Source organism: Burkholderia sp. MSHR3999 (assembly GCF_000833595.1).
GTDB lineage: Bacteria > Pseudomonadota > Gammaproteobacteria > Burkholderiales > Burkholderiaceae > Burkholderia > Burkholderia ubonensis.
The window spans coordinates 558,570-570,271 of the sequence record NZ_JRFO01000001.1; the positions used below are offsets into that span (position 1 = coordinate 558,570).

At 69.4% G+C, this 11,702-nt stretch carries 9 protein-coding genes; 4 read left to right on the forward strand and 5 right to left on the reverse strand.

Going from position 1 to position 11,702, the window contains the following annotated elements; all coding sequences use genetic code 11:
- Window positions 1-43: 43 nt before the first annotated feature.
- On the reverse strand, window positions 44-1,468 hold the full coding sequence (locus KY49_RS02725; RefSeq protein WP_042584523.1) for a TAXI family TRAP transporter solute-binding subunit: 1,425 nt from the start codon (window positions 1,466-1,468) through the stop codon (window positions 44-46).
- Between the two features lie 429 nt (window positions 1,469-1,897).
- Here KY49_RS02725 and KY49_RS02730 point away from each other — a divergent pair, with 429 nt between their 5' ends.
- The 3 genes from KY49_RS02730 (at window position 1,898) to KY49_RS02740 (ending at window position 6,933) form a co-directional block, all read left to right on the forward strand.
- Window positions 1,898-2,272, forward strand: a complete 375-nt coding sequence (locus KY49_RS02730; RefSeq protein ID WP_029226428.1) for a BON domain-containing protein — start codon at window positions 1,898-1,900, stop codon at window positions 2,270-2,272.
- Between the two features lie 109 nt (window positions 2,273-2,381).
- On the forward strand, window positions 2,382-4,481 hold the full coding sequence (locus tag KY49_RS02735; protein ID WP_042583272.1) for a D-(-)-3-hydroxybutyrate oligomer hydrolase: 2,100 nt from the start codon (window positions 2,382-2,384) through the stop codon (window positions 4,479-4,481).
- 616 nt (window positions 4,482-5,097) lie between these two features.
- The gene (locus tag KY49_RS02740) at window positions 5,098-6,933 is read left to right on the forward strand and encodes a S10 family peptidase (RefSeq protein WP_042583273.1); all 1,836 of its coding nucleotides are present in this window, start codon (window positions 5,098-5,100) and stop codon (window positions 6,931-6,933) included.
- Between the two features lie 106 nt (window positions 6,934-7,039).
- Here the strand turns inward: KY49_RS02740 and KY49_RS02745 are convergent, their stop codons facing one another.
- From KY49_RS02745 to KY49_RS02760, 4 genes are all read right to left on the reverse strand, one after another.
- Entirely contained in the window at window positions 7,040-7,828 is a 789-nt protein-coding gene (locus KY49_RS02745; RefSeq protein ID WP_042584524.1) for a sulfite exporter TauE/SafE family protein, read from the reverse strand.
- Between the two features lie 145 nt (window positions 7,829-7,973).
- A complete protein-coding gene (locus tag KY49_RS02750) occupies window positions 7,974-9,416 on the reverse strand; it encodes a DHA2 family efflux MFS transporter permease subunit (RefSeq protein WP_042583274.1) in 1,443 nt (480 codons plus the stop codon).
- 103 nt (window positions 9,417-9,519) lie between these two features.
- The gene (locus KY49_RS02755) at window positions 9,520-10,251 is read right to left on the reverse strand and encodes a DsbA family oxidoreductase (RefSeq protein WP_042583275.1); all 732 of its coding nucleotides are present in this window, start codon (window positions 10,249-10,251) and stop codon (window positions 9,520-9,522) included.
- Window positions 10,252-10,308: 57 nt separating this feature from the next.
- The gene (locus KY49_RS02760) at window positions 10,309-10,956 is read right to left on the reverse strand and encodes a helix-turn-helix transcriptional regulator (RefSeq protein WP_042583276.1); all 648 of its coding nucleotides are present in this window, start codon (window positions 10,954-10,956) and stop codon (window positions 10,309-10,311) included.
- 334 nt (window positions 10,957-11,290) lie between these two features.
- Here KY49_RS02760 and KY49_RS35015 point away from each other — a divergent pair, with 334 nt between their 5' ends.
- Window positions 11,291-11,578, forward strand: coding sequence for an NAD(P)/FAD-dependent oxidoreductase (locus KY49_RS35015; RefSeq protein ID WP_139253374.1), 288 nt, complete (start codon window positions 11,291-11,293; stop codon window positions 11,576-11,578).
- The last annotated feature ends 124 nt before the right edge of the window (window positions 11,579-11,702 follow it).

The following is an 11,702-nucleotide window of genomic DNA, read 5'->3' on the forward strand; positions in this document are numbered from 1 at the left end:
ACGCGGCGGCCGGCCGATGCGGCAATGATCGCGGATCGCGCGCTCAGACGGAACCCGGTGTCGCCCGGGGGGGCGCGCCGTCGCCGCCGGACGCGTGCGGCGCGTCGTGCGGGCGGCCGTGCGGATCGGCTTCGTGCGCGCTCAGCCGCTCGCGCACGAAGCCGATGTGCTCGCGCAGCACGTAGAACTGCCCGGCATACGCGAGCGGCATCTTCATCCGGTTCACCGAATCCTCGATGTCGTCGAGCCGGTCGAGCAGCTCGACGCGCTCGGCGGCCGTGTGCTCGCCGAGGGCGTTGCGCTCGAGCGCGATCAGCGCGCCGTACCAGCGGTAGATCCGCGAGCGCACGCGCCAGCCGTACAGCGCCGGCACGACCCGCAACCCGGGAATCAGCACGACGATGAGCGGCACGACGATCACGAGCAGCCGGTCGACGAGGCTCGCGACCCAGAACGGCAGCCGCCGGTACAGGAAGGTCTTGCCCGACTTGTAGTAGCGCGCCGCGTCGTCCGACAGCGGGAAGCTGCGCGTGAGCGCCGACGGGAATTCGCCCGCGTGCTGCAGGATCGTCGCGTGGCCGTGCACCTCGCGCGCGGCCTCGATCAGCAGGTCGGACAGCGCCGGGTGCAGCGAGTCGCGCGCGACCAGCTCGATCGTCGGCGCGACCGTGTGGATGTCGGCGGGCGGCAGGTTCCGGCCGAGATCGTAGACCCCTTCGGGCAGCGTGATCGCGGTCAGGTACGGGAAGCGGCGCGCATAGGCTTCCGCCTGCGTGAACGAGTACACGTGCACGCCCGGCGCGCGGAACAGCTTCGCCATCACCGGGATCTGCGTCGAGTCGCCGGACAGGAACGCCGCGTCGATCTTGCCGGCGAGCAGCGCCTCGGCGGCGTCCTCGCCGGCGATCGGCAGCAGCGCGGTCGTCCCGCCCGGCGCGATGCCGTTCATCTTCAGCAGCGCGAGGCTCAGCTCGCGCGCGCCGCTGCCTTCCGGGCCGAGCGCGAGCCGCTTGCCGTTGAAGTCCGACAGCCGCGCGACGATCGGGCCGCGGTACATGATCGCGAGCGGCACGTAGCCGATGCTGCCGAGCGCGACGAGGTGCTCGTCGCGCGTCTTCGGGCCGATGCCGCTCTGCACGAAGCCGACGTCCACCGTCGCCTTCGGGTTGGACAGCCGCTCGAGGTTCTGCGCGGAGCCTTCGGACGACTCCACGTCGAGCGTCACGCCGTTCTTCGCGAGGATCGCCTTGTACTTCTGCGCGGCGTTCCAGTAGGTGCTGCCGGGCGGCCCGGACGAGATCACCAGCGTGGACGGCGGCGCGGGCTGGATCATCCTGATCGCGAGCCAGACGGCGGCGACCGCGAGCAGCACGGTCGGCCCGACCGACAGCGCGAGGTCGCGCCACGACACCGCGACGAAGCGGGCGAGGATGCGGGGCGGCCGGCGAGGGCGCAGGAGTGGCTTCATGAACGGCGATAGGCGAGTGACGCACGCATGACGGATCGATGACGCGGACGCGTCATGGATCGCATGCATTCGCGGCGATGGTAACCGGATTCGCCGCGCATGCGCGAATTCGGCGCTTCCGGCGGGCCCGGCCGGCGCCGGCGCCGCGTCAAAAGCTTTGCGCTTCCGCGGGCGCTGGATTACATTGTGCGACGCAGCCACGCCCGACTTGCGCGACCCGGCACCCGACCAGACCGGGCGCGCCCGGCCGGCGGCTGCCCGGCCCGGCCGGCCCGCCTTCGCGTGCGCCGGCCGCCGGTTACGTCCCGCCTCTCTCGCATCGCCGTGGAAATCACCGGCTGTCCCGCCGCGCTCGCGCGTGCAGGCCGGCCGCCTTTGGGGGTAGTCGGCCGCACTGTGCGCGGCCGTTTTGATTCACTAGGAGATAGCATGAAGTCGATCGTGTCGAGAGCGTTGGGAGCGTTGGGGGTGGCCGCGGTGGCCGCGTGTCTGTCCGGCAGCGTCTACGCGCAGTCGAGCGAGCCGGCGGCGCCCGAAGCGCCCGCCGCCGCGAAGAGCGCATCGAAGGCCGCCGCGAAATCCGCGAAGCAGGCGAACCGCAAGCTCGGCTATGCGGTGCGCAAGGCGATTTCGAAGGAGAACGGCGTCGACGTCGCGAACATCGTCGTGCGTTCGAAGGGCGGGGCGATCACGCTCGAGGGCTCGGTGCCCGACGCCGCACAGATCGAGAAGGCCGAAGCCGCGGCCAAGGGCGTGCCGGGCGTCACGTCCGTCAGCAACAAGCTGAGCGTCCAGCCGCAATGACGCGGGGCGGCGCGTTCGCGCCGCTCGCGCTCGCATCCAGGCGGGCCTCGGAAATCCGGGGCCCGTTTTCGCTTGGAGTCCATCCGACATAACGAGAGAGAGGGCGACAATGACGAAGCTACGGTGGGGCAGGCGGGTCGGGTTCGGAGCGGCGCTGGCCGCCGTCGTGACGCTGTTCGGGGCCTGCAACGGCAACGAGACGCGCGACGGCAACCAGCTGCCCGGTTTCATCGCGGGCAGCGTGCGCACGACGGCCTACGACGGCGCGAGCGACGATCTGCTGACGGCCGGCCTCGGCAAGAGCGGCCTCGCGAGCGCCGCGCCGCCGGCGTTCGCGAACCCGGCCCGGCCGACGGCGGCCGAGCTGCGCCGCCTCGCGATCTGGTCGAACTACCGCGCGATCGTCGACATGAGCGCGAACGGCGGCTACGGCCGCTTCTGGGGGCCGAACGTCGATCTCGACGGCAACGACACGCTCGGCGAAGGCCGGATCGCCGGCACCGAATACCTCGCTTACTCCGACGACGGCAGCGGCCGCCGGAACGTCACGCTGCTCGTGCAGGTGCCGACCAGCTTCGACCCGGCGCAGCCGTGCATCGTCACCGCGACGTCGTCCGGCTCGCGCGGCGTGTATGGCGCGATCTCGGCCGCTGGCGAGTGGGGCCTGAAGCGCGGCTGCGCGGTCGCGTACAACGACAAGGGCGGCGGCAACGGCGCGCACGAGCTCGGCTCGGACACCGTCACGCTGATCGACGGCACGCTCGCGAACGCGGTGCTCGCCGGCAACGCGAGCTTCTTCACCGCGAACGTGTCGAGCGGCGAGCTGGCCGCGTACAACGCGCAGTTCCCGAACCGCTACGCGTTCAAGCACGCGCATTCGCAGCAGAACCCGGAACAGGACTGGGGGCGCGTGACGCTGCAGGCGGTCGAGTTCGCGTACTGGGCGCTCAACGAGCAGTTCGGACCGCTGATCGACGGCACGCGCCACGGCGTGCGCTATCGCCCCGGCGACATCACAACGATCGCCGCGTCGGTCAGCAACGGCGGCGGTTCGGCGCTCGCGGCGGCCGAGCAGGACACGCGCAACTGGATTACCGCGGTCGTGGTCGGGGAGCCGCAGATCAACGTGCGGCTGGCGCCGAATGCGGTGGTGCGGCAGGGCGGCGCCCCGGTGCCGTCGTTCGGGCGGCCGCTGGCCGACTACGCGACCTTCGCGAACCTGATGCAGCCGTGCGCGGCGGCGGCGTCCGCGCTGGCCGGCGCGCCGTATCTCACCGCGCTGCCGTCGGCCGTCACGCAGTCGATTCGCGCGCAGCGCTGCGCGACGCTGGCCGCGGCCGGGCTCGTCGCGGGCGCCGACCTGCAGAGCCAGGCCGCCGACGCGCTCGCGCAGCTGCACGCGGCCGGCTATCTCGCCGATTCCGACATGCTGCATGCGCCGATGTGGGATTCGCAGGCGATACCGGCGATCGCGGTGACCTACGCGAACGCGTACACGCGCTCGCGTGTCGTCGACAACCTGTGCAATTTCAGCTTCGCGACGACGAACGCGGCCACCGGCGCGGTGGCGCCGCCCGCCGCGTCGCCGATGCCGAGCGTGTTCGGCGCGGGCAACGGCGTGCCGCCGACCAACGGCATCAATCTCGTGTTCAACACGGGGCCCGCGAGCGGCGTCGACCATCGCCTCGCGACGCCGGACGCGAGCTTCGCGGGCGCGCTGTGCCTGCGCCAGCTGTGGACCAACGGGCAGCTGAACATGCCCGCGAACGTCGACGCGGTGCGCGTGAACGCGAACCTGCAGGGCAAGCCCGCGATCATCGTGCACGGCCGCAGCGATGCGCTCGTGCCAGTCAACCACGCGTCGCGCGCGTATGTCGCGCAGAACAGCATCAGCGAAGGCGGCCGCAGCCAGCTGGCGTTCTACGAGGTGACGAATGGTCAGCACTTCGACGCATTCCTGCCGGTCGCCGGCTTCGATACGCGCTTCGTGCCCGTGCATTACTACGACCTGCAGGCGCTGAACCTGATGTGGCGGCACCTGAAGAACGGCGCGCCGCTGCCGCCGTCGCAGGTGATCCGCACCGTGCCGCGCGGCGGCACGCCGGGCGCGGCGCCGGCGCTCACGACCGCGAACCTGCCGCCGATCTCGGCCGCGCCGGGCGGCAATGTGATCACGGTCGGCGCGGGGGCGATCGACGTGCCGTTCTGAACGCGCGCCGCCGCCCGCCCGAAGCCGGACGCGCGCGTCCGGCTTTTTTTTCGACCATGCACGGGAATCGCTTCCCGGATTCGATGCCCGGCGAAACGCCCGCGCCGTAACAAATTGTTACTTTACGGCTGAAAACCCGGAATTTATTATGCGCCGGTGTTTTCATTTAATTTAATAAATTATCCGGGACACATATTCCTTTCCTTTCGTTTATATAATCCTTTCGGTTTTATTAATTCGGCCCGGGCCGCGATTGAACGCAATTTTGCGATTGATCGGCGCTCCGCCGAGAGGGATTGCTCGCCCTTTCGCAGCAAAGCGGCCTTGTCCGGCCTGGCTTTGCGGGGTGAGGCTTTGCCTTCGATCTGCATGCGGTTCGCCACGGCCGGGAATCGGGCGTGAAATCGCGAGTGATTTTGAATTGCCGTTTTCAATGGAATTGATTCCATTGGGTGCTTGCTGAATATCGGGTGGGGTAAATCATGCCGGTCGATTTGCATCGAGCCGGTAAAAAACTCGGAGTGCGTCGCATAACGAATGCGCTCCTGGTGCGGAACGCCGGATCAAATCATCCTTTGCGTCCGGCGATATTTATCGTTCTGTTCGAGAGGCAATAATGACGACACTGAAGTCCTTGAAAGACGGTTTCGCGCTATTTGGAACGACGCTGAGCGGCCCGCTCGTCGCGGCCACGGCCGCCGCGCTGCTCGTCACGGGGTGCGGCGGCGACGACGGCGCGAGCCCGTCCGCCGCCGCAGCCGCGGCGGCCACGGCCGCGAATACGCCGGCGTCCGGCGCCGCGACGAACGCCGCGCCGGCCGACCAGCCGTTCGTCGACACCGACGTCTACGGCACCGGCCCCAACGACGCGGTGACCGACGCCACCGAAGGCGCGGCGGTCGTGCACCGGCAGGTGTCGATCGGCGGCAAGGTCGTCAAGTACACGGCTACCGCCGGCCACCTGACGACGATCGATCCGGTCACGTCGCAGCCGAACGCGAAGATGTTCTACGTCGCGTACACGCAGGACAATCCCGACCCGTCGAAGCCGCGCCCGGTCACGTTCTTCTACAACGGCGGCCCGGGCTCGTCGTCGGTCTACCTGCTGCTCGGCTCGTTCGGCCCGAAGCGGCTGCAGTCGTCGTTCCCGAACTTCACGCCGCCCGCGCCGTACAAGCTGCTCGACAACCCGGACAGCCTGCTCGACCGCTCCGACCTCGTGTTTATCAACCCGGTCGGCACCGGCTACTCGGCGGCGATCGCCCCGGCGAAGAACAAGGACTTCTGGGGCGTCGACCAGGACGCGCGCTCGATCGACCGCTTCATCCAGCGCTACCTGACCAAGTACTCGCGCTGGAACTCGCCGAAGTTCCTGTTCGGCGAGTCGTACGGCACCGCGCGCAGCGCGGTCGTGTCGTGGGCGCTGCATGAGGACGGCATCGAGCTGAACGGGATCACGCTGCAGTCGTCGATCCTCGACTACGCGAACGCGCTGTCCGCGGTCGGCACGTTCCCGACGCTTGCCGCCGATGCGTTCTACTGGAAGAAGTCGACGGTCACCCCGACGCCGACCGACCTCGACGCATACATGGTGCAGGCGCGCAACTACGCGGACAACGTGCTCGCGCCGATCGCGCAGGCGCCGAATCCGCAGGACGGCGGCTTCGTCAACGTGCGGCTGAACCTGAACCTGCAGACCGCGCAGCAGATGGGCTCGTACATCGGCACCGATCCGGTCTCGCTGATCCAGACCTTCGGCAACCCGGCGGCGCTCGGCAACGTGCCGTCGTCGAACGACAACCCGCCGTACACGTTCTTCCTGACGCTCGTGCCGGGCATCCAGATCGGCCAGTACGACGGCCGCGCGAACTACACGGGCAAGGGCATCGCGCCGTACATCCTGCCGAACTCGGGCGGCAACGATCCGTCGATCAACAACATCGGCGGCGCGTACACCGTGCTGTGGAACAGCTACCTGAACACCGACCTGAAGTACACGTCGACGTCGTCGTTCGTCGACCTGAACGACCAGGTGTTCAACAACTGGGACTTCAGCCATACGGACCCGACCGGCGCGAACCGCGGCGGCGGCAACACGCTGTACACGGCGGGCGACCTGGCGTCGTCGATGAGCCTGAACCCGGACCTGAAGGTGCTGTCCGCGAACGGCTACTTCGACGCGGTGACGCCGTTCCACCAGACCGAGCTGACGCTCGCGCAGATGCCGCTCGATCCGACGATCAAGGCGCAGAACCTGACGATCAAGAACTATCCGTCGGGCCACATGATCTACCTGAACGACGCGTCGCGGACCGCGCTGAAGGGCGATCTCGGCAACTTCTACGACGGCATCCTCGCGAACCGCGCGGCGTTGCAGCGCGTGCAGAAGCTGCAGATGCGCGCGCAGCAACTGCGCCAGCAGAAGCTGGAGCAACAGCAGCAGCTCCACTGAGCGCGGGCGGCGCACGCGCCGCCTGACGCGACGTAAAAAAACGCCGCCCGGTCACGAGCCGGGCGGCGTTCTTGATTGGAGCGGCGCGCGCGTGGCGCGCCTGCCGTCACGCGAGCACGAGCCGCAGGCCGACCGCGACGAGCGTCGAGGCGAGCAGGTTGCGCAGCAGGCGCTCGGGTGCGCGCGTCGACAGCACGCTGCCGATCACGATGCCGGGCAGCGAGCCGATCAACAGCGACAGCAGCATCGACCAGTCGACCGAGCCGAGCAGCCAGTGGCCCATGCCGGCGATGAGCGTGAGCGGGACCGCGTGCGCGATGTCGGAGCCGACGATGCGGGTCGTCGCGAGCGCCGGGTACAGCAGCAGGAGCACGGTCACGCCGATCGCGCCGGCGCCCACCGACGTCATCGACACCAGCACGCCCAGCACGGCGCCCGTCAGCACGGTCGACCACAGCGTGCGCGCCGGGCTCGGCGCGAGCGGGTTGCGCGCGGCGAGCGCCGCGAGCTGCGGGCGGAAGATCAGCGCGAGCGACGTGAGCAGCAGCGCGCCGCCGAGCACGAGCTGGATCAGCCGCGCGGCGGCGGGCGTGTGCATCCCGTACGTGTGCAGGATCCACAGCGTGACGGCCGACGCCGGGACGCTGCCCGCGGCGAGCCGGCCCGTGATGCGCCAGTCGACCGAGCCCTTGAGGCCGTGGACCAGCGTGCCGGTCGCCTTGGTCGCGGCCGCGTACAGCAGGTCGGTGCCGACCGCGGTCGCCGGGTGGACGCCGAACAGCAGCACGAGGATCGGCGTCATCAGCGAACCGCCGCCGACGCCCGTCAGGCCGACGAGGATGCCGACGAACAGGCCGGACAGGGAGTACAGCAGATCGATATGAGGAAGCGACATCGGCAGCAGGCGATTGGGTGGCGTTCGGCGGCGACGCGCGGCGGCGGCGCGCGCGTCAAAGTCCGACATTGTCGCAAAACTGGCGGGGCGGTGTACGACTGCGTTAAAAATCGGCCGCCCGGCCGCTTGCAGCCAATGCCCCGGATCAGTGCATCGCGCTGCCGACCCCGCTTCCTGCCAGGGCCTGCCGCCGGATGCGCAGCGCGAGGCCGATCAGCGCGGCCGCGGCCGCGAACACCGCGCCGAACGCGAACGCGACGTGATAACCGCCGTTCAGCGCGTCGAGCGGCGCGGCCTGGCTTGCGGCGAGCGCATCGGTGCGCGCGGCCGCGAGGCTCGCGAGCACGGCGAGCCCGAGCGCGCCGCCCATCATGAACGCGGTGTTGACGATGCCGGACGCGAGGCCCGAATCCGCGGGGTCGACGTCGCCCATCGCGGCGAGCAGCACCGGATTGAACGCGACGCCCGCGCCGACGCCGAGCAGCGCCATGCCGGGCAGCACGTGCCACACGAAGCCGCCGTCGACCGGCGCGCGCGCGAACAGCGCGAGGCCGCACGCGGCGAGCAGCAGGCCGGCGGCGATCGGGCCGCGAATCCCGAAGCGCATCACGATCCGCGCCGACAGCCCGAGCGAGAACGCGGCCATGATCAGGTTGGCCGGCAGGAACGCGAGGCCGACCTCGAGCGGGCGGTAGCCGAGCACGCGCTGCATGTACAGCGCGGACAGGAAGAACCACGCGAACATCGCGGCCGCCCACAGCACGCCGATCACGTTCGCGAGCGCGACGTTGCGCTTGGCGAACAGGGTGAGCGGCATCAGCGGGTGCGCGACGCGCGCCTCGATCGCGATGAACAGCGCGAGCAGCGCGGCGGCCGCGCCGACGAGCGCGACGGTCTGCGTCGACAGCCAGCCGGCCTCGTTGCCGTTGACGATCCCGTAGACGGCGAGCATCAGCGACGCGGTCACGGTGATGGCCCCCGCGACGTCGAGCCGCGCGTCGGCGGCCGGCGCGCGCGTGCGCGGCAGCAGCGCGGTGCACAGCGCGTAGACGGCGATGCCGATCGGCAGGTTGACGAGGAAGATCCAGTGCCACGACAGCGCGCTCGTCAGCAGCCCGCCGAGCAGCACGCCGATGCTGCCGCCGCCCGCGCAGACGAAGCCGTAGACGCCCATTGCGCGCGCCCGCTCGCCGGTCTCGGTGAACAGGTTCATGATCAGCGACAGCGACACCGCCGACACGATCGCGCCGCCGAACCCCTGCACCGCGCGCGCGGCGATCAGCAGCGCCTGCGACTGCGCGACGCCGCAGGCGAGCGACGCGAGCGTGAACACCGTGAGGCCGGCGAGGAACATGCGCCGGTGTCCGTACAGGTCGCCGAGCCGGCCGCCGAGCAGCAGGCAGCCGCCGAAGGTCAGCATGTATGCGTTGACGAACCAGACGAGCGCCGTCTCGCTGAAGTGCAGGTCGGCGCTGATCGACGGAAGGGCGACGTTCACGATCGTGTTGTCCAGCACGATCATCAGCACGCCGAGGCAGAGGACGATCAGCGTGTACCAGCGCTTCTCGCCGTGGATGCCGTGGGTCATGGGGAGGCGGCCTTTTTTAGTTATTTGAAAGGCAACATTCTAGACGCCGCACGGCGCGGCTTCCTGCCGGTTTCTGGCAGCAGTGAAGCGGACCGTTACGCCGTTACGCGCGCTGCGGCAGCGCGCAGCCGTCGGGGCCGCATGCGGCCGCGTCGTCGCCGCCGATCGCGACGATGCCGTCCTGCCACGCCTGCTCGAGCGCCTGCGCGAACACGTCGGCCGGCTGTGCGCCGGACACCGCGTAGCGCCCGCCGAACACGAACAGCGGCACGCCGCGGCCGCCGATCTGCTCGGCCCGCGCGACGTCGGCGTCGACTTCGCTCCGGTACGCGTCGCTGCGCAGCACCGCTTCGACCGCCGCGCGTTCGAGCCCCGCGTCCACCGCGAGATCGGCCAGCGCGCCGTGATCGAACAGCGCGCCGTGCTCGCTGAAGTACGCGCGATACAGCCGCTCGGTCAGCGCATGCGCGCGGCCGGTGGTTTCCGCGAGCTTCACGAGCCGGTGGCCGTCGAGCGTGTCGCCGACGAGCGTGCCGGGCAGGTCGTAGCGCAGCCCGACGCTTGCGGCCGCGTCGGTCACCTGCCGCAGCATCTGGTCGACCTGCGCGGGCGCCAGCCGATACTTGCCGGCGAGCATCGCCTCGACCGGCTCGACCGGCTGGCCGGGGAACAGCCGGTACGCGCGCAGCGCGACGTCCACGCGGTCCGCGTGCGCGAACGCGGCGAGCGCCTCGTCGAAACGGCGCTTGCCGATCCAGCACCACGGGCAGATCAGGTCGGACCAGATTTCGACGGTCAGCGTCGGGGGAAGCGCGGGGGAGGAGGCGGTCGGCATGGGATGGCGGTTCGGGAAAAAATGTAACCGCGACTATATCATTTTTTGCTTCGACGCCTATGCGTCGCCCTGCGTGTCCTTCAGATGCTTGAGATGCTTGTAGACCGTCGCGCGTCCCATCCCGAGCACGTTCGCGACGTAGTTCGCCGCGCTCTTGCCGCGGAACGCGCCTTCCGCGTAGAGCGCCTCGACGAGCTCGCGCCGATGCTCGCGCGTGAGCCCGTTCAGGCCGATCTGCCGCTCGCGCAGCCAGCCGTGCAGGAACGTGTTGATGCGCTCCTGCCAGTCGTCGCGGAACAGCTCGTCCGGCTGCGCGACGACACCTGCGCCCTTGATGAACAGGTCGAGCGTCGCCCGCACGTCGTCGAACACCGCGATGTTGAAGTTGATGCACATCATCCCGGCCGGATGCCCTTCGTCGTCGAACAGGATGTTGCTGACGCAGCGCATCCGCCGGCCGTCCCAGTTGAGCTTCTCGTACGGGCCGATCACGCGCTCGCGCGCCGAGTGGTCGATTTCCTCGAGCGCGGAGTCGTCGCCGACCTCGCGCTTCGACAGATTGTTCGCGAGGTACAGCACGGTCTGGTCGTGCAGGTCGTGAATCACGACTTCCGCGTAAGGGAAGAACAGCGTCGCGATGCCGTCGGCAAGCGGCGCGTAGCGGGACAGCAGCAGGTCTTTGACGGGAGATTTCTGCTTGCGCATCGGGATCGCACTTTAGGGTCTGTTTACATGTGGAACGTACATGCGATTGCGGGCATTTCCCTGGAATGGTTTTTCAATTTGGGGTTGCCACGAGAACGGCCGCTCGCCGCGTTGCGCTCCTTGGCGATAGTCCAGTATTCGCGGCGTCGCGCGCCTCGCGAACGGCCGTTCTCGTGGCAACGCATGTACGTTCCATATGTAAACAGACCCTGGGGTGAGCCGCGCCGGGCGAGCCGGCGGGCCGGCGGGCCGGCGGCCCGTCGCTCCGGCACGCCGACGCGCGGCCGCCGCGGCGGTTGCGCCATTGTATCGGGCTCGCGTGCGCGCGCTGCTCATGCGTGCGTCAGGTGCGTGTAGAGCGCGTGCGCGATCGCGACGTCCTCGAGACCGAGGCCGATCGAGCGGAAGAACGCATGGCGCGTGCGCGACGGCGCCGTGCACGCCCGACATGCGCCCGGTGATCGGGCCGGCGCCGCGGCACCCGCGCCTGTGGTTCGCGTTCGGCCATTGCCACCACGGGCTGACGCTCGGCCCCGCGACCGGCCGCCTGCTCGCCGAGATGATGACGGGCGCGCCGACCTACATCGATCCCCATCCTTATCGGCCGGCGCGCTTCGGCTGAGCGCGCGCTTGCGCCGCGCGGACACGATTTTTCATTCGGCTGTCGTCGATATCGATACTCGCGTGATTTTCAATCGTCTGCGTAATTCGCCGGAAAGATCTCGCGTAACAGTAATAAGCGATTC

Excerpts from the sequence above, each read along its gene's own strand:
- KY49_RS02725 (WP_042584523.1), bottom strand. The coding sequence starts at position 1,468 with ATGAAGCCACTCCTGCGCCCTCGCCGGCCGCCCCGCATCCTCGCCCGC.
- KY49_RS02730 (WP_029226428.1), top strand. The coding sequence starts at position 1,898 with ATGAAGTCGATCGTGTCGAGAGCGTTGGGAGCGTTGGGGGTGGCCGCG.
- KY49_RS02735 (WP_042583272.1), top strand. The coding sequence starts at position 2,382 with ATGACGAAGCTACGGTGGGGCAGGCGGGTCGGGTTCGGAGCGGCGCTG.
- KY49_RS02740 (WP_042583273.1), top strand. The coding sequence starts at position 5,098 with ATGACGACACTGAAGTCCTTGAAAGACGGTTTCGCGCTATTTGGAACG.
- KY49_RS02745 (WP_042584524.1), bottom strand. The coding sequence starts at position 7,828 with ATGTCGCTTCCTCATATCGATCTGCTGTACTCCCTGTCCGGCCTGTTC.
- KY49_RS02750 (WP_042583274.1), bottom strand. The coding sequence starts at position 9,416 with ATGACCCACGGCATCCACGGCGAGAAGCGCTGGTACACGCTGATCGTC.
- KY49_RS02755 (WP_042583275.1), bottom strand. The coding sequence starts at position 10,251 with ATGCCGACCGCCTCCTCCCCCGCGCTTCCCCCGACGCTGACCGTCGAA.
- KY49_RS02760 (WP_042583276.1), bottom strand. The coding sequence starts at position 10,956 with ATGCGCAAGCAGAAATCTCCCGTCAAAGACCTGCTGCTGTCCCGCTAC.
- KY49_RS35015 (WP_139253374.1), top strand. The coding sequence starts at position 11,291 with ATGCGTGCGTCAGGTGCGTGTAGAGCGCGTGCGCGATCGCGACGTCCT.